Source organism: Sphaerimonospora thailandensis (genome assembly GCF_016863115.1).
In the GTDB taxonomy this organism is placed as follows: Bacteria; Actinomycetota; Actinomycetes; order Streptosporangiales; family Streptosporangiaceae; genus Sphaerimonospora; species Sphaerimonospora cavernae.
In genome coordinates this window covers 162,402-180,487 of the sequence record NZ_BOOG01000013.1, presented here as the reverse complement: position 1 = coordinate 180,487, position 18,086 = coordinate 162,402, and the positions used below count along the sequence as shown (strand labels likewise).

Below are 18,086 nucleotides of genomic sequence, written 5' to 3'. Positions count from 1 at the left end.
CTACTACTCCGACCAACCGGACGAACACGAGGCAATCACCAGACGACCCACGCTCAAGGTCACCACAAGGAACATCGCCCGTGCCCAGGACCTGGGAATCCCCCTCCGCGCCGGAGTGATCGGAGTTCTCAACAGACAGCGCACGCAACAGGGCATCGCCGTACTCGAACGTCTCGGCGTCCCAGAGATCGGGTACGACGACCTTCGCGAAGTCGGACGCGGCGTCCGGGACAGCGGCCCCAGCACCGCTCAACTCTGCGGCAACTGCGGAGACCGGAAGATTGCCATCTCACCCACAGGCGACGTCTGGCCGTGCGTATTCTCCCGCTGGCTGCCGGTCGGTAACGTCCGACAGACGCCCCTCGCGGATATCCTCAAGGGCGAGGCATTCGCCCAGATCACAGGCCAGCTACAAGAGGAGTTCCAGGTGCGCATGGCCAGGCCATGTCGACCGGACCCGTGCAGTCCGGACTGTAGCCCGTCCTGCAAACCAGCGAACAACTGCCGCCCGGCCAACAACTGCGCCCCCAACTACTCATGCGGGCCATGCGCGCCGAAGGATCGCAACTGCAACCCCGTGATGAGCTGCAGCCCCAACAAGTGCCGCCCGACGGGCCACAAGTAAGGGGCACCATGACCAGCCGGCACCGCCACCCCGAGTCCGGACAGCGCAGATTCCTGCACCGCATCCTTGCCGAAGGCGCGGAACGACTCGGCGTATCCCTAACGGGGCAAGCGGTGTTCGGCTGGCACGACCGCACCATCGGATCAGCCGCCCTCACGGACCGGGGCCACTTCTGGCTTCGCGCAACTGCCGAACACCGCGATTGGGCGTACGGCGAAGCGTGGACCGGCAATCAGGACGCCGCAGCGATCACCGGCGTACCCAAACCCGCGCTGATCGCCCGCATCGAGTGGAATGAGCCGCCTGTGTGCATATATGCCGAGCTGCTCTCCTATACGCCCGATCCGCCCAGCTCAACCACCTCTCACCTGATCGATCCCCCGAACCTGTCCCCCTCCTGGTGGACGGACTTGCGTGCCGCCGTAGACACCCTCGCGACACATTCCACACACCGAGGCGAACACGACCCCTCCTCGCTGATACGACGAGTCGAAGCGTTCTACCGTCGCCCGCTCGACCTACCCGGAGCCCCGACCATCCGCACCGAACACACTGATCTGCACTGGGCCAACCTCACCCACCCCCGCCTGTGCGTGCTCGACTGGGAGTACTGGGGGAACGCCCCAGCCGGGTATGGCGCTGCTGTCCTCTACCTGCATAGCCTCTTGATCCCCACCACTGCCGCCCAGGTGCACGATCTATTCGCCGATGTGCTCGACACCCCGACCGGCCGTCTGGCGCAGCTGTCCGCCGCCGCGCACATTCTCGACCGCGCAACCCGAAGCGGCGACTATCCAACCCTTGCCAAGCCGGTGCACGCCCACGCCATCAGCCTGATCCGAGCCGCAGAGAGGCGATAGCGCATGCTCCTCACCCGGCTACACACCCGTCAGGCCCCGACAGGCTGGGCCGCCACGCTGCCGGCCGTCTCCCACCTTGCCGAACACGGGCTCACCCTGACCGCTCCCGTCGCTTTCCTCGTTGGAGAGAACGGGTCGGGCAAGTCCACCATCGTCGAGGCGATCGCGGATGCCTGCGGCATCAACTCCGAGGGAGGCAAGGCGGGCACCAAGTACGCCAGCACCGGCCCCGCCACCCCCCTCGGCGAGATCATGGAGACCGAACTCACCACCGCAGGGCTGCGTCTTCTCCACGGCCCGCGCACCAAGCGGCGAGCGTTCTTCTTCCGCGCGGAAACGCTCTTCAATCTTGGTCAGAACGTGTCAGGCCGACACGGGTTCTGGGAGGAGGACCTGACCGAGCAATCTCACGGCGAGGGGTTCATCACCGTCTTGGAGCGTATGGTGTCCGGATCAGGGCTCTACCTCATGGACGAGCCTGAGGCCGCCCTGTCGTTCCAATCATGCTTGAGCTTGGTCGGCCTCATGAACCGTGTTGCCCGCCAGGGCGGACAGATCATCTGCGCCACGCATTCCCCGATCCTGGCCAGCCTCCCCGGTGCCCAGATCCTCGAACTCGGCGACCACGGCATCCACCCGTCTGAATGGGACAAGCTCCAATTGGTCGACCACTGGCGACGCTTCCTCGCCAAACCTCACTTCTACCTGCGGTACGCGCTTGACGAGGATACGTAGCTCGGCGGCCGCCGTTCTCATGAGACACTGGAGCCGAAGTCATGATCCTTTGTCTGACGAGGGTCAGAGGTGGAGGGTCGGATCGGCGAGCATATCGACGACTTGCTGGCCGCCAAGGACGAGGGCGGCGCTTGGGGAGATCGCGATAGCGGAGCATGGCGTGCAGAACACCAGCGAACGGCTGGCCTAACAGCGAGACGAGGACTTCGCCGGCCCTTTCCGTGTCGCCCTCTTGCAAGAGGCGAGAACGGTCGCGAAGCATGGATGCCGTACGGATGACGGCATAACGCCTGCTCCGCACCAGATCGTCGCGATTCAGGCCGAAAACATCGATCGTCGCTTCACCTCGGAGCGTCAACGCCTCGTAGGTTCCAGTGGCCAGCATGAGCTCCAGATGGTCATCGGGATCCTCGGCGGACGGATCGATGAGCAGTGGCCTGCCCTGTTCGTCCCGAGGGAAGAGATCACGTTTCTGGTGGCTGTTGCAGTGGGCGCAGGCCAGGAGGTGGTTGAGCCAGTCGAAGGCTCGGAACGGCGCCTGCGCGAGCGGCTCGAAATGATCGATGCCCGTGCTGAGGCAGTCGCCGCAGTACATGCAGGCGCGGATCCCCAGAGCCATGAGGGCGAGCTGCACCGTCAGCTCGTCTCGCAGGACTTTGGCCGAGTTCCACATCGTACGCGCGCGTGCCGGCGCGTCATCGACCCGGCACTGCCGCAGCCTGTCGGTCTTCTGCCGCAGCTGGACGTTCAGGTGTGTGGAAAGAGTCCCCCGACTAATCCGGATCATGATGGCTCGACGAACCTCGCGGCGACCTCGTCCACTCGCGTGACCAGCGAGCTGGTGAGTAGATCACGAAGGTTCTTGTACTCCTGTTCCTCCTCGGCAGTGGCCTCTCCGCGTAGGACAGCGCGTTCCAGCACGACCAGCCTCCGTCGTTGCTTTTCGGCCTCATCGGAGTAGATCGAGTCCACGCCGAAGAGATCGGTGAGGAGGGCGTCGTCGCCGCTGCCGTACACAACGCGCTGGTACAGATCCTCGTCGACCACTTCAGGCGAACGGTCCTCACCGACTCCGGGGAGCCGGATCAGGCCTCCGGGGTCGGCACTCTGGCAGATGTAGGGGCTGTGCGAGGTCACGATGAACTGAATGGCCGGGAAATGCTCCTTGAGCCATTCTCCGATCTTCTTCTGCCAGCTCACGTGAAGATGCGCGTCGATCTCGTCGATGAGCACGACCCCGGGCAGGTAGACACGCGGCCGGTCCGCTTCTGCGTGCTCGGGACGGTAGGCGTGGCGTCCGGCGATTCTGCTGCCCCTCTTGTCGGTATAGACCTGATCCATCTGCCGGACCAGGTCCAGCACGAGCGCGGTGACCGTACGGTAGCCATCGCTCATCTCACGCAGTGAGATGACATGACCGTTCCGCTCCACCCACAGACCCTCGCTGTCGACGCGCTGGATCTGGAAGCCGTCGGGGAGCAGGCCGTCGTTGAGCAACCTGATGGCGAACGACAGCAGTTCCGCGGCACCCTGCCGGGTCTCCAGTCGCCGCAGGTGCAGGTCGATCAGCCAACTGACGCTCTCGGCCAGCGAGGCATCCTCGTGAAACAGACTGGCGAGCTGTGAAACAGGACCGGCATGCAGCATGAGCCGCTGCGTCTCCGACGCGCCTCCGGTCAGGCGACGGAAAGGCCCATATCCGGCGAAGAACCACCCTCGGGGATTGCGCGCCCAAGGCCCCAGAGGAGCGTCGTCATTTTCACCGATCAAGGTGGGCTGACGCCAATATTCACTCGAATCTTCAACCGGCTCGCGAAACCAATGGAGGCGCGCATCCAGGGTGTCGCTGGTGGGTTGTGCGTCCGTGAACCGATCCCAGTCCGGATCCACGGTCAGCATCGCTTCAACGACGCCCTCGTCAACCCCCTCAGACACCCAGTCGGCGAAGTCGGCCAGGCTGTGCGCGACGGTCGGCCCTGCCATGGCCAGTGCGATCGCCCGCAGCAGCGTCGTTTTGCCGGAGCCGTTCCGGCCGGCCAGGACCGTCCAGCCCGCGTGGCTGCCATCAGGACGGGTGAGCCGTAGATCGACATCCCGAGGTCCGGAGAAGCAGCGAACTCCGGAGATCTCGATCTCACTAACGTACATGACCGCCCCCTACCCGGTGACCAGCGCGGAGGCGTGCACTGCCATCTCGCTATCGTCCTCGAAGACCTTCTCATCATGCATGGGATCCATGATCACGCTCCTTGGGCGGAGACTGCCGTGGGAAGAAACGTCTCGACGTGACGGCGCGGGTCGAGTACTATCAGTGACGACGCCGCCGCTTTGCGGAGCGGTTGGAAGTGAGCCCGGGAAGATCCCTCCGGAGGTGGGGTCCCGGGCTCGCGGCTTTCACTCGCCGATCTGGGAGACCTCCGCCACCTCGGTAGCACACCGGAGGTCCGCAGATCGCTGCGGACGATATCCGGCAGGAGCCGGAACACCTCCAGCACGTTGGTCTTGCCCGCGCCGCTCGGCCCGATGAGCACGTTGACCGGCCCCAGCGGCAACGCCACCTGCCGCAGACTGCGGAAGTTCTCCACCCGCAACTCTGAAATCCGCTGCTCCGCCATCCCTTCTCTCACCTCCTCGTCTTAGTCGTACGGCCCAGCCTGGGCCGGCGGCGGAGACCACCGCGGCAGCCTCAGACCCCGGCCCCACGAGCGGTCGTCACATCGAGCTGCCCCGTCACCGCCGCCGTAATCAGCGCCTGCCGCCGCTCGGCCAGGAGCGCGACCTGCTTGTCGATGGCCGATGACGCCTGATTGATGAGTTCGAGGCTCTGGTTGATTTCCCTCACCAACTGGCGCTGCCGTTCTACCGGGGGCAGCGGTATGGGAAATCCAAGGATCTTGCTGCTGTTGGTAGATGCGAGATTCGTGGTCTTGACCCCGGTGCTCTCGAAGTAGCAGCGGCCGTGCACCGACCTGGTGAGCAGTGCCAAATAGTCGGCGTCCAGCTTGTCACGATCAGGCCGCAGCGCGAAGACATGGTTCTGATGGAGACAGCCCGGAAGTTCGTCACGCCATACCGTTCCTCGCCCCAGCTTATCCAGGTCGCCGCCCTCGGTCATCAGGACATCGCCATGTCGCAAGGTGCTCCGAGCTGCGATGTAGCGAGGAACTGTGATCTCGGTGATTGAATCGAGCGCTAAGTGCGTCGCTTGAACGTTTGCCACTCGCAGGTAGGGGCGCGTTACCACGTCGCCGGAGAGTTCCCGGTTCCCATCAACGGTCAGACCAGTTTGCAGCCGGCAGATGTACCCCAAGCGCCCAAGGGACTGATCAGAAGGCAAGGCAGGTAGCCACCGCCAAGGCCACTCGCCCTTTGGTTTACTCAGTGAACCGGGGATAAGCATCTCCGTGATCACTGCTGCGGCGCGCTCTTCGAGGATTTCGCGCTGAACCTCACGGAGTGATTCCATCCGGCTGATCCGGCTGGTCTCCTCTTCAAGAAAGTCAGCGATGCGCTGCTGCTCATCCATTGGTGGAAGCTCGATCGGAAGCGATCGAACCCGTTCGGCACTGAGGTGGTAGATGTTCGCCCCGGATGCGATAGAGGCGAAGTCTCCCGACCCGAAAGCTGAGCGGGCCCACCAGCCGAGGAAACGACCGTCTACATCCACTCGGGGCCGAAGTCTGAGCAGCGTGTTCTGAAAGCAGACCGTTCCATCGATCTCGCCATGCCAGACGGCGGAGGCACCCACTGAGGCCAGGCTTCCGCTGCCTTCTGTGACCAGCACGTCTCCTGGACGTAGCGAGAAAATCCGCTGCTCTTGAGGGGTGAAGTTCATCGACATCACGTCATCGAGAGCGAGTTCACCGTCTTTGACGTTCACTGCCCGCAGATATCGCACCATGTGCGGACCCTCAGCGTGCTGCGGTGAACGCTGACGCCCGAGAGCTACTTCGGCCGCTCCCCGAAGAGCCGTCTGCTTCCACGTCATCGAGTTACCTCGCTCAACAACTGCTGGATTTGGGCTTCGAGGGATTTGAGTTCGGCGTCGATCTCTTCCAAGGGGCGTGGGGGTGTGTAGACGTAGAAGTGGCGGGTGAAGGGGATCTCGAAGCCGAGTTTGGTCTTGGCGTGGTCGACCCAGGCTTCCGGGACGTGCGGCAGCACCTCGGCCTTCAGGTATTCGTCGATCTCGGCCAGACGTTCGGCCGGGGTCGAGTTCATCGAGGTGAGCGGCACGTTCTCGTTGTCGCGCAGGTCGGGGTCGGGCAGCGGATCGTTCCTGATGTCGGTCTGGAGCTCGCCCTCGGGGTCGCTGACCGAGACCGCGGCCCACACGGCCTTCATCACCGGTGCGGCGACCTTTCCGTGCGCGCCGAGCTGGTGGTTGGCGAAGTGCTCGATGAGCGCGGCCTCCATCTCCTTCCTGGTGGCGCAAGCCGTACCGGAAAGGGACCGGATCGCGTCGAGCAGGGCGGCCCTGTGCTCGTACTTCTGCACGGCCTTGACCTGGGCCAGCTCCTCGGCCGTGTCGTCGGTGACCTCGAAGCGCAGCCGGAGCGGGCGCTCGACCGTGATGCGCTGGTAGCCGAAGGCGTGCCGCGGGAAGACCTTCACCTTTGGGTCCTCGATCCCGGTGGTGATCACGTCCTTGTAGAGCTTGGTGAGCTCGTCGATCTGCTCGTCGGTGACGAGCTTGCGCTTGTCGCCGAGCGACTTGCGCATCTTGGCCCAATAATCACGTGCGTCCAGCAGGATCACCTTGTCCCGGAGCGCCGGGGCCTTGCGGTTCGACAGGATCCAGAAATAGGTGGAGATGCCGGTGTTGTAGAACAGCTGGTCGGGCAGCGCGACGATCGCCTCCAGCCAGTCGTTCTCCAGGATCCACCTGCGGATCTCCGACTCGCCCGACCCGGCGGCGCCGGTGAACAACGGTGAGCCGTTGAAGACGATCGCGATGCGCGATCCGCCGTCCTCGACCGGCTTCATCTTCGAGATCATGTGCTGGAGGAAGAGGAACGACCCGTCGTTGATCCGGGGCGTGCCGGCGCCGAACCGGCCGGCCCAGCCGAGGTTCTCCGCCTCGTCGAGGATCTCGGTCTGGACCTTCTTCCACTCCACCCCGAACGGCGGGTTGGCCAGCAGATAGTCGAACCGTCCAGACGGGTGCCCGTCCGCGGTGAAGGAGTTACCGAAGGCGATCTTCGTCGGGTCCTGGCCCTTGAGCATCATGTCCGAACGGCAGATCGCCCACGACTCCGGGTTGAGCTCCTGCCCGAAGACCTTGACCGTCGCCCTGGTGTTGTACCGGGTGATGTGCTCCTCGGCCGCGGTGAGCATGCCGCCGGTGCCGCAGGCCGGGTCGAAGACCGTACGGACGACGCCGGGCACCATCACGTCCTCGTCGTCCGGGGCCATCAGCAGGTTGACCATGAGCTTGATGACCTCACGCGGGGTGAAGTGCTCACCGGCGGTCTCGTTGGAGATCTCGGAGAACTTCCGGATCAGCTCTTCGAAGATGTAGCCCATCTGGTGGTTGTCGACCTTGTCCGGGTGCAGGTCGATGGTGGCGAACTTCGACATCACCAGATAGAGCAGCTTGGATTCCTCCAGCCGGGTGATCTGCTCGTCGAAGCGAAACTTGTCCAGCACCTCGACCGCGCCCGGGGAGAAACCGCCAATATAGGCCCGCAGGTTGCTCGCCACGTTGTCCGGCGCGGCTGCGATCTTCTTGAAGTCCAGCCTGCTGATGTTGTAGAAGGTCTCGCCGGCGATATCCCGGAGCTTGCGGTCCTTGGCTCCCTGCGGCAGGGGGCCGCCCTTGAGCTCCTCCGCCATCGCCAGGACCGCTTCCTTGGTGGGCGCCAGCACGCAGTCGAGGCGTCGCAGCACGGTGAACGGCAGGATGACCTTGCCGTACTCCGACTGGCGGTAGTCACCCCGCAACAGGTCGGCCACGGACCAGATGAAATCCGCGTACTTCTGGTGGTTGAGACTCACCGCGCACCCTTCTCGGAATCGGTAGCGGGCCGGACGCCGCCCTGCGTCAGACCATCGGAAATCAGCTGAACCAGATCATCGCCGAGCGCGGCCGCCCGGCGCAGGGAAGTCTCGAACTCGGCCAGCCGCCGGAACGCCTCGCCGTACCGGCGCTGCTCCTCGATCGGCAGCAGCGGCACGCCTGCCCGCCGTACGTCCACCTGGGCACGGCTGCCGGCCGACGTGACGAAGTTTCGGGCGTTGACGGAGCCGGCCACGAACCCCGCCACGAAACAGGGGTCGAGCTTGTCGGGATCGACCCGCAGGAGGGAGATCCGCGGCCCGAGGAGTGCTCCGGCCACTCCGCCGTCGCCTCCAGAAGCGACGCGAGCCACCGGCCGATGCACCAGGTGCGGGACGAGCACATCGCCGGGCCGTACGACGATCTCGTGTTTGACGGGCGTGGTCGAGATGGCGCCGGTGGGAGTCCGATCGTCTATGACGTCTTCCGGCATCACAACGGCCACACCATCCGGAGCCTCGGACGCCTCGCCCGATTTCACCAGGCGTTGGTGCTCGATGGTCAGCATCCCGCGCCGTTCCAACTCCGCCAGCGGCACCAGCGAGAGCTCGTTGGTCGTCTCCACCGCGGATTCAACCGCCGGAATCATCGATGCCGCACCCCGGAGAAGGTCCGCCATCCGCTCGCGCTGGTCGTTCACCCGCTCGGGTGATATGTCCTCGGTGGAGGCGGAAAGATATCGGGCAGGCGTGAGGTCGACCTCGTCGTCCAGCAGGTCGATGGCCGGTACGGCTCGGCTGATCGTCGGCTCACCGACCTCGTCTCCCCCATCGAATCGCCCCCATGCGGCCGAAGCGACCTGCACGAAGACTTCCGGGCAACCGGAGGTGTCGATCATAAGTACGTGGCTCGGAGTCCGTGAGTCGTGCGGTTTGCGCAGCACCCACAGGTTGAGCGCGACCGCCATGTTGGGGATGCTCCCGAGCGGCAGCGTGATCACGGCGCGGAGCACGCCTCGGCGGATGAGCTGGGCGCGGATGCGGCGGCCGGCACGGCGATTGCTCGCCGCCGGCGGCATCAGCAGTACGGCGGTGCCGCCGGGCCCCAGGTAGGAGAGCGCGTGCTGGGCCCAGGCGAGCTCCGACTCCGTCCTGGGCGGCAGGCCGAACTCCCATCGCGGATCGGCGGCCAGCTCCTCATAACCCCAGGCACGGTCGTTGAACGGCGGGTTGCCCACCACCGCGTCCACGGTCATGCCGGGGAACGCGGGCCTACGAAGCGAGTCGCCGTTCTGGATCTCGGCTTCGCAGCCCTGGAGGGCGAGGTGGACCTCGGTCAACCGGGCAGCGGCCTCGTCGATGTCCTGGCCCAGCAGGTGTTTCACCTTGCCATCTGGACGGTCGCGCAAGGCTTTGAGCAATGTGCCGGAGCCGCAGGCCGGATCGAGAGCCGTCGAGGCCGACGGGTTGCTGAGGGCGGCAATCAACTGCGCGACAGCCTTCGGCGTGGCGTAGGTCCGCTTGGTGTGCAGCTCGAAGTAACGGTCACGGAGGAAGGCGAAGGTCGCCGCGGCCCCGTCCCGCTTGGCGAGATCGGCCAGCTGTCGGACGAGCGGCACCCTGGCCACGATGAGTGAGCCTGAGATATCCGGCTTGATCCGTACGGCCAGGGCGGCGGCCAGAGCCGCATCGTCCAAGGCTGACAGCGATGCCCAGTCTTCGGTGTCGTCCAGATGGATGAGGAAGGCGCCGAGACCGGCGATCAGGTCCGGCAGCTCTTCTTCGGCCGTGCTGGCGCGCAGATCCTGCCAGAGCCATTCGCGAAGTGGCAGCTCCCTCCCCTCGCTGTGGGAGAGCAGCCACTCCTTGATCTCGTTGAGCGAGAAGACCGGGCTGGTCGCGGTGCCCCCGACTGGCTGGGGAAAGTCGTCATGCCTGCGACGCCAGTTGCTCACCGCGGCGCGGCCCACGTCGCCCAGCCGGGAAATGTCCGCTGCGGTCACCCGGACGTCCCTGCTCACTCGAGCTCCTCAATGCGTGGGTCCTGTGTCGCTGGGACCGTACCTCACTTCTCGTGCCAAACACAACGACCCGTGAATTATTGGTCGATTCCATCAACGCATGCTTCAATGGTGACCATCGACCACGTCGCACCTTCGTAATGGAAGGGATCGATGGCAGTGACAACCTCCGCTGCGGACCAGTTCCGGGCTCCTCACAGACGCGGCAGGCGACGCGCGAGGCGCAGCCTGCGCATCGGACGGGCCGTACACCTGCTGGACATCGAGAACCTCACCCGCTCGACCCGGCCCACCACGTCGGAGGTCGTCGCACTGATGGGGCATTACCGGACGATCGTCCCGATCGGTTCGATGGACCAGTTCATCGTCGCGGTCAATCACAACGCGCTCGTCTCGGTCGGGACGGCCTTCCACAGCGCGCAGTTACTCGCCCGCTCCGGCCCCGACGGTGCCGACCAGGCGCTCGTCGAGGCCGCCTACGGTGATCAGCTCAACCAGCGCTTCGATCACGTCGTGATCGGCTCCGGGGACCACTACTTCGCGGAGCTGGCCGGCTGGCTCACCGTTTCGGGCGTACGGGTCACCGTCATCTCCCGCCGCGAGGCGCTCAGTTGGCAGCTCTACGCCGCCGTGCCGGACATCCGCACAATCGACCCCGCCACCCCCGAGGCGGCCTGAACGCCAGGAGCCGCCGGACCCCCATCCGGCGGCTCCCGCCTATGCCGAATGGGTGGCAGCAGCGGCAAACCAGTGATAGACGGGTGCAACCTACTCGCTTCTGGCACGTGCCCATAAGGGCATCTCGTGAAGGAGACACATGGGTACGGCCGAACGTGTTGCAGTGATCGCCGGAGAGCAGCGGGCTGTCGATCACGCCCACGACTGCGTCGAGCAGGAGCGGAAGGAGATCGACCGGTTCAAGAAGGGCTACCTGAGGCGGGCCTGGCGGACTCAATCGCTGCATGAATTCCTATCCGGCTATCCAACCGACCGTTCGGGTGCGTCATCGAACAGGTCGGCGGTGGAGGTGGCGGTGACGGCACGCCGCATCCAGTCGTCGAGCCGATTCAGATCGGTGCAGCTGATGATGCGGGTGCGGTCGGCGTCGGAGACGGGAATGCCCCGCACCTGCAGGACAGTCAGTACGTCCTCTGCCCGGCCTTCTGCTCGGCCTTCTGCTCGGCCTTCTGTCCGGCCGACTTGGACGCCTTTGCCGTAGTGCTTTCGAGCGAAGGGGCTGTAGACCGGCCAGGTAGCTGATTCCATAAGCTTCTCCATGACGTGTCGGGCAGCCAGCGAGGCCAAGCGGTATGCGTATTCATAGTATTGCGGAGCGTGATCGTCGGGGAGACGTTCCAGCGCGACCATGAACGCCTCCACCACCGGAGCGTCCTCTCCATGGGCCATCACCGACAACGCGGCCAGCTCCGGATGCGCCACCGCCTCCGCCGGGTCGATGACCGGCGGGATCTGCTCGGGGCCGATCACCTCGCACTTCAGCGCACAGCCCGGCACCTCGAAAGGGATCGGCTCAGCCGCCCATGTGGCGACCCGCACGTCCGGGCAGATGACCAGCACGGTGACCGGACAGGACAGCTGCAGCCACAGCGCTACGGCATACCGCGGCAACTGCTTGCGCTTCGTCTCGTCCTTCTTCTGCTGGATCTCGACAATGATGGCGTGCTTGGGGTCGTGCCGTGGACCAACCGTGATCACGGTGTCGGGATACAGGTCCTTGGACGGGCGGTCGTTGAGCTCGTTGCTCACCAACTGAACCGGAAGCCCGTCGGGTACTTCAACACCCAGCTGATCGCGCAGCATCTCCACGGCGAGCTCGGGCCTGTTGCGAAACATGAGGTTGAGTGTGTCGTGCTGGGGGGACGGCATGACACGTAACGCTACACCGTGCTCACTATCTGTGATGCCAGATTGCCGGTCCGCCTGCCGTACGGCTCCCAGAACGGCGGGCGGGCTTCGAGCACGCGGCCGCCCGCCCGCGACACCGCGTCAGGACTTGAAGATGTGATCCACTACGCGGGCGGCGGACTTGCCGTTCTCGTGGGGGGCGTAGGTGCGGACGAAGGCGGCATATCGGTCAGCCAGTTTGGTGGTGGCGGAGTCGATGTTGCGCAGCACCTCCACCACCTCGGCCGAGGTCTCCAGCCGGGGACCGGGCCGCTGCGACTCCAGGTCGAGGTAGAGCCCGCGGGTCGACCGATACTTGGCCAGGTCGGGGGTGAAGAGCACGACCGGCCGCCCGGTGGCCACGAAGTCGAACATCACGGACGAGTAGTCGGTGACCAGTACGTCAGCGATCACCAACAGGTCCGCGATATCCGGATAAGTCGTGACGTCGAGGGCAAAGCCATCATGGCTGTGCACGTGCGGGAACGCCTGCATCATGTGTCCGCGCACCAGCACGACGTGATCGTCTCCGAGAGCCCGCTTCGCGTCGGCCAGATCCAGCTTGACCGCGGCGTTCCTGCGGTCATGGTCGCGGAACGTCGGCGCGTAGAGGATCACGCGCTTGCCCTCAGGCACGCCGACGCGCCGCCTGATCTCGGCGGCCATCGCGTCCCGCTCCGTCGCGACCAGCACGTCGTTGCGCGGGTATCCCGCCTCCAGGATCTCGCCCTCGTAGCCGAAGGCCTTCCGCAGCACCGACGACGCCACCTCGCTCTGCGACAGCAGCAGGTCCCAGCCGCGGACCTCGACGGCCTGGCGGTGCCAGACCGGCGGCCTGGGCTCCCGCTTCATGTGCGCCTGGTCGCGGCCGATGTGCTTCACCGGGGTGCCGTGCCAGGTCTGCACGCACACCTGGTCCTCGCGGGTACGGAACCACTGCGGCAGGAAACCGTTGGACACCACGTAGCGGGCGCGGGCCAGCGCCTCGTAGTGCTCGCGGCTGCCCTCACGCACGACCGTGGGGACGATGCCGTCGCCCAGGCCGAGCTCACGCGATCCCGGCGGGACGAAGGCGCCGTCACGGACGACCCAGATGTGCTCGCCGTCGTCCCCGCGCCGCAGGCGCTCCTCATAGATGGCACGCGGGTTGTCGGAGTAGGACCGGCCGTCGAAGGAGACGTAGACGGTGGCCTCCCGCAGCGGGCGGGCCCGCTCGGCGGGGTAGAAGGTGCGGCTGAGCGCCCACACCCCCGCGACGCTGCGCTCGTCGCCGGGCCGCTCCTCCGCCGCGATCAGCATGGGCGCGTCGAACCGGGTCGCGACGAACCGGTAGACCCGGCCGCCGATCGAGCGCGGGTCCTCGTCCAACCCGGCGAGCCCCGCGTGGTCGAAGCGGGTCGGCACCATGGCCTTGCCGTACTGGCCGGGAGGAGCCACGGAGATGCTCCAGTTGCCCTCGGCGAGCGGAACGGCCGTCCCGAAGCGAGGCATGGCGCCGGGCGAGAGCCGTACCGAGAACGTGTCACCGTCCCGCTGGAGCGGCACACGGATCGTCAGCCCGCCCCGGTGCCGGAGCACCAGGTCACGTGGGCCCGGGTCCGGGTCGGGGTAACGACCGGCGAGCGTGAGCGACTCCTCGCGCCACTCCGCCGAGGTGATCACGGGGCGGATCTTGTGTCCCGAGATGACGACGCGGTCACGCCGGTCACCCTGGACGGTGATCTCCCGGTCGCCGATCATGAGCCGCGTCTCCGCGGCGCCCTCCAGCATCACGGTGGCCGCCGGGTCGCCCTTGGGCTCGACCCACAGCCGCCGTGCCTCCGCGTTCAGCACGGTCTGTACGGCAAGGGCCAGCGAGAACCGCGTGCCCCCTTCGGCGGTGCCCTCCTCCACCGGGGTGAAGTCCGCCGACATCCGGTGCCCGCCCACCCTGGCCTTGCCCCTGGTGATGGGGCGGCCCGGAAGAAAACCGGTGAGGTGGACCATCTCACCCTCCAGGCGGACATCGGTGAGCTCGGCCCGCGTCGGCTGAAGGACCACCTGCAGGGCCTTGTCCGAGGTCCACACGGGGCGCACCCACCAACGCGGGCGGATCCGCAGCCCGGCCGGCCGCTCGGCGCGACCGATCGCGGGGCCGCGCAGCGGGCCGGCCGACCGTGCGGCGCGGCTCCAGATCGCGATCTCGGCCCGCCATGTCGTGGTGTCCTGGACCGTGTGACGGCGGCGCAGCAACCGCTGCGTGCCGCGCACCACGGCACGCAGCCCGGCCCGCCAGCGCAGCGAGAACGGGTTCAGCTCGGCGGTGAAGCCGGACCAGTCGTAGTTGCAGCCCGGTTCCTTGGCGGCGTAGGTGGCCTCCGGCCGGTGGGTGCGCCGCGTCTTCAGCGTCACGGGCGGCAGCCATCGAGGGCCGCGCAGCACCACGGTGGCGCGATTGAACCGCCTGCTGCGGACCGACAGGCCGGCGAGGTAGGCGTAGCCGCTGACGCGCAGCCGGCCGCCCTCCCACCTGATGTCATCGATCTGGGTGACCGGCACGAGATCGGCGGCGCGCAGCCGCAGCAGCGTCTGCTGCTCGACTTCCACCGGAAGGTCCGCGTACCACCGCAGGCCCTTGCGCACCCGGCGGGACGGCTCGGCCGCCGCCGCGGCCAGCTTGGCCAGCGCGTCGCTCTCGGCGAGCTCCCCGGGATCCCGCGTCTCAATGAGGTGGCAGGCCACCCGGCGACCGACCGGAAGGGCACGCTTGACCTTCGGGTCGACCTCGGCGAGGTACGGCCGCAGGGCGTCGATCGTCTGACGGCGCCGTCCCGGGCCGCGCTTGGCGGCGGCGTCGAGCCGGAGTCCCAGGGGCCCGACAAGCGCCTCCCTGTCGACCTCGGCACGCTCCGCCCGGGACAACCCTCCCTCGCGCACCGACGCGACCAGGGCCTCGACAGGCTCACCACGGTCGTACAAGTCCTGGACAGCCCGCAATCTATCGGCGACCGCCTCGCTGACGCGTGCGGGTGTCATAGGGGGCACCACCCTTCGGAGACCGGCGTTCTAGAAATGGTAATCCGGTCAGGAGGCCCGTCCGTCCCATCGCGCCGAACGCATGTCCACCCGTGCCCCGCGCGCGGGAGTTCCTTCCTCCCGCCACCTGGCCAGGAACCGGTCCTCCAGGCCTCGCGCCGGGGTGCCGTCCGCGTGGACGACCCGCCACCACGGTACCCCGCCGCCCCAGTCGGACATTACGCGGCCGACCTGCCGGGGGCCGCCCTCACCGAGATATTCCGCGATGTCGCCGTACGACATGACCTTGCCGGGCGGGATTCGCTCGACCACGTCGAGCACCCGGTCCGCATACGGCGACGGCTCGCCGCGCCCGCCGCTCAAGCGCTCCATTCGGCCGGTCCGGCGGCGATGATCTCTTCGAGCTTGCCGAACTCGTAGGCCGACGATCCGTTCACCTGCTCGACGATGCCGTCCCTGATGCCGTAGGACTCGCCGTCCTCGCCCACCAGCCTCGCTCCCACCAGCGCGGTGAGCCGGGCGAGTTGGGCCACCTGCCAGTCCGACCCGGGCGCGCCGGACAGGCGCCCGGACCAGGCCGCGACATGGTGTGCCGAGTCGCCATGAAACGCAACGACCTCGCCGGCCTCCTGCGACCCTCGCAGCTCGAATCCGGCCTCCGCCGAAACCACGCTCGCGAGTTCGGCGTAGGCAAGCGGTGCTTCACGCTCTACGCGCAGCTCGTACCCCATGAGGCGCGACATTAGCGAAACTTGACCCCGCCCTGTAACACAAAACGCGAACACACCGATGACCGCGTCCGAAACGCGGCCAAATGGCGGCCAACATGTGATCACAGGAATGTGATCAACGCCGGGCCAGCGCACCGACGGCGACACCGAAACCGACCACCCCGAGTGCCGCGGCGATGCCGTAGACCCAGAGCCTAACGGGATCGGGGCCCGGTCGCTCGGGTGCCCCGGAAAGCCGGCCGCCGCCGAAATGCGCGTCGTCCCGCACACCCGCCGTCCGGGCGTACCCGCGCAGTTCCCCCGCTTTGGTCAGGGCGGCCGCCGCGTCCACCACGCCGAATCCCACTTTGTCGTCGTAACCGGCACGCGGGTGGGGCCGAGAAGTCGAGGTCAGCGCCCGCGACACCAATTCGGGCGGCATATCGGGATATTTGGCTTTTATCAATGCAGCAGTTCCGGCGACGATCGCACCCGCCATCCCGGTCCCGGACGCGGTGCCGGACCCGCCCCCGGGCACCGCCACCGGGACACCGGCCCCGGGCGCGGCGACCAGAGCCGACAGGTTGTCACTGCTTTCCGGGGTCCCGCGACCCTGCCGATCGACGGCGGCCACCCCCACGACTCCGGGATAACCGGCCGGGAAGCGCCAGTACGACGTGCCGTTCCGCCTGGCGTACTCCGAGCGCCCGCCGTCTCCCACGGAGGCGACCAGCACGACCCCCCGTGACAGCGCGTAGGAGACGGCTTCGCGCTCCGCGCGCGACACGCCATAGTGCGGGGCGGGGAGGAAGATGACCGCCGCCCCCTGGTTGGCGGCGAACCGGATCCCGCGGGCGAACGGCGTGTCGTCGAGCAGGCCCGGCCCCGGATCAGGCTCGACGAAGCCCCCTCCGGACGGCTGCCCGGTCTCCCGCGCCACGACCGGGATGACCAGGACGCGTGCCTCGGGGGCGACACCGGAGATCCCGCCGCCGCGTCCACTTCCGGCGATCAAGGAGGCGATCGCGGTACCGTCGCGGCCGACGGGCCCGTCGCCGTACGCGCCGTCCGCCCTGTCGAGGCCCGTCATGTCGGGCCCCTGTGTGACCCGGCCCCGCAGCTCCGGCACACCCTCGTCCGGGCGATCCGCGCCCAGCAGCGCCACGGTCACGCCCGAGCCCTTGGTGACCCGCCAGGCGGCCGGGGCGTTGACCGCGTCCATGGCCCAGCGCCGCGCGTCCCCGCCCGGCTCGGCGGCGGCGGGTCCGGCGGCGAGCGGAGGCAGGACGGCCACCGGCACCGCCCACAGTGCGATCCCGAGCAGTGCGACCCGCCTCAGCACGAGTCTCCCCGGGTGCAGCGCGGCACATCGGGGGGCTCCACGAGGGCGCGCGCGACGCGCCCGGCGATCGACTGGGCCACCGGCACCATCTCGCTGTTCGGCAACTCCTCCGGCGGGACCGACTCCCGGGTCCTGCCATCGGCGTACCCCGCCGTCGCGAAGACGATGTACGGTCCCGCCCCGACCCAGCCCGTCCACTGCCGTTGCGCCGGTCCGAAGGTGTCGGTGATCGTGCCGGGGAACGCCGCCGGCCGTACGCCGACGCGGTCGTCCACCGGGAGTTCGGCGGCCGCCCGCCGCCCGGCCTCCTCGTCTCGTAGTACGGCTATGCCCACCGTGACGACGAAGGTGGCCGTCTGGTCGACGTAGGTGGCGCGCAACACGGTGCGACAGCCGTACCGGCCGAGGACCGACGTGACCTGCGAGTCGAGCGCAGCCGTGCAGGGCGCCTCGGGTGCCACCCCCACCCTGCGGGCGTCCTGCCGCGCCCGGCCGAGTGCCGTGTACGGCAACTCCTCCGGGAAGACCATGCCGATCGGCCACGCGTGCCAGCGGCGCGCCACGTCCTGCGCGACGTACCTCGCCCGTTCGTCCTCGGTGAGAGGGCGCGAGCGCCTCTCGTTGATCACGCCGACCGAGCCGAGCAGCACGTTCATCGCGGCGACGGCCAGGACGACGCCCATGATCGCGAGGTAGACCGAGCGGAACCGCACACCCCGGGCCAGCTCGGCCCGTTGCCTGGCCGCCCGCTCCGCCGCGGCCCGCCGCCTCGTCCCCGGCCAGGGACGCGCATGCGCCCGACCGGCGGATGGTCTGGGCGTCAGATCGCGTCGCCGGTCACCGGGCCGCGCGCGCCGGTCGTGCTCAGGCGGCATA

15 protein-coding genes are annotated in these 18,086 nt (G+C 67.4%); 4 read left to right on the top strand and 11 right to left on the bottom strand.

Annotation, left to right across the window (positions count from 1 at the left end; genetic code table 11):
- The 3 genes from Mth01_RS07930 to Mth01_RS07920 form a co-directional block, all read left to right on the top strand.
- The coding region (locus Mth01_RS07930) for a radical SAM/SPASM domain-containing protein (RefSeq protein WP_204013693.1) at positions 1–625 on the top strand (625 nt) is incomplete at its 5' end.
- 8 nt (positions 626–633) lie between these two features.
- Positions 634–1,485, top strand: coding sequence for an aminoglycoside phosphotransferase (locus Mth01_RS07925; RefSeq protein ID WP_204013690.1), 852 nt, complete (start codon positions 634–636; stop codon positions 1,483–1,485).
- A gap of 3 nt (positions 1,486–1,488) precedes the next feature.
- Entirely contained in the window at positions 1,489–2,220 is a 732-nt protein-coding gene (locus Mth01_RS07920) for an AAA family ATPase (protein WP_204013687.1), read from the top strand.
- A 783-nt stretch (positions 2,221–3,003) separates the two neighbouring features.
- Here the strand turns inward: Mth01_RS07920 and Mth01_RS07915 are convergent.
- The 5 genes from Mth01_RS07915 to Mth01_RS07895 all read right to left on the bottom strand — a co-directional run bounded on the left by Mth01_RS07915 (position 3,004) and on the right by Mth01_RS07895 (position 10,238).
- Complete coding sequence (locus Mth01_RS07915) at positions 3,004–4,368, bottom strand: AAA family ATPase (protein WP_204013684.1); 1,365 nt, start codon at positions 4,366–4,368, stop codon at positions 3,004–3,006.
- Between the two features lie 92 nt (positions 4,369–4,460).
- Positions 4,461–4,835, bottom strand: a complete 375-nt coding sequence (locus tag Mth01_RS07910; protein ID WP_204013681.1) for an AAA family ATPase — start codon at positions 4,833–4,835, stop codon at positions 4,461–4,463.
- A 71-nt stretch (positions 4,836–4,906) separates the two neighbouring features.
- Positions 4,907–6,121 carry a restriction endonuclease subunit S gene (locus Mth01_RS07905; protein WP_204013678.1) on the bottom strand — a complete coding sequence of 405 codons (1,215 nt, stop codon included), beginning with the start codon at positions 6,119–6,121 and terminating at the stop codon, positions 4,907–4,909.
- Positions 6,122–6,204: 83 nt separating this feature from the next.
- A complete protein-coding gene (locus Mth01_RS07900) occupies positions 6,205–8,217 on the bottom strand; it encodes a type I restriction-modification system subunit M (RefSeq protein WP_204013675.1) in 2,013 nt (670 codons plus the stop codon).
- Positions 8,214–10,238, bottom strand: a complete 2,025-nt coding sequence (locus Mth01_RS07895; RefSeq protein WP_204013672.1) for an N-6 DNA methylase — start codon at positions 10,236–10,238, stop codon at positions 8,214–8,216. The genes Mth01_RS07900 and Mth01_RS07895 overlap by 4 nt, the downstream gene beginning before the upstream one ends.
- 153 nt (positions 10,239–10,391) lie before the next feature.
- Here Mth01_RS07895 and Mth01_RS07890 point away from each other — a divergent pair, with 153 nt between their 5' ends.
- Positions 10,392–10,916, top strand: coding sequence for a PIN domain-containing protein (locus Mth01_RS07890; RefSeq protein ID WP_204013669.1), 525 nt, complete (start codon positions 10,392–10,394; stop codon positions 10,914–10,916).
- 300 nt (positions 10,917–11,216) lie between these two features.
- Here Mth01_RS07890 and Mth01_RS07885 read toward each other — a convergent pair whose 3' ends face one another.
- The 6 genes from Mth01_RS07885 to Mth01_RS07860 all read right to left on the bottom strand — a co-directional run bounded on the left by Mth01_RS07885 (position 11,217) and on the right by Mth01_RS07860 (position 18,085).
- Positions 11,217–12,125, bottom strand: coding sequence for an RpnC/YadD family protein (locus Mth01_RS07885; protein ID WP_239089465.1), 909 nt, complete (start codon positions 12,123–12,125; stop codon positions 11,217–11,219).
- A gap of 120 nt (positions 12,126–12,245) precedes the next feature.
- The gene (locus tag Mth01_RS07880; RefSeq protein ID WP_204013666.1) at positions 12,246–15,158 is read right to left on the bottom strand and encodes a CDP-glycerol glycerophosphotransferase family protein; all 2,913 of its coding nucleotides are present in this window, start codon (positions 15,156–15,158) and stop codon (positions 12,246–12,248) included.
- Between the two features lie 48 nt (positions 15,159–15,206).
- On the bottom strand, positions 15,207–15,530 hold the full coding sequence (locus tag Mth01_RS07875) for an MGMT family protein (protein ID WP_204013663.1): 324 nt from the start codon (positions 15,528–15,530) through the stop codon (positions 15,207–15,209).
- Positions 15,518–15,889, bottom strand: coding sequence for a hypothetical protein (locus tag Mth01_RS07870; protein ID WP_204013661.1), 372 nt, complete (start codon positions 15,887–15,889; stop codon positions 15,518–15,520). Before Mth01_RS07870 ends, Mth01_RS07875 begins: the two co-directional genes overlap by 13 nt.
- A 115-nt stretch (positions 15,890–16,004) precedes the next feature.
- Positions 16,005–17,210 carry a S8 family serine peptidase gene (locus Mth01_RS07865; protein WP_204013659.1) on the bottom strand — a complete coding sequence of 402 codons (1,206 nt, stop codon included), beginning with the start codon at positions 17,208–17,210 and terminating at the stop codon, positions 16,005–16,007.
- On the bottom strand, positions 17,204–18,085 hold the full coding sequence (locus Mth01_RS07860) for a hypothetical protein (RefSeq protein WP_204013657.1): 882 nt from the start codon (positions 18,083–18,085) through the stop codon (positions 17,204–17,206). Before Mth01_RS07860 ends, Mth01_RS07865 begins: the two co-directional genes overlap by 7 nt.
- Position 18,086 lies beyond the last annotated feature (1 nt).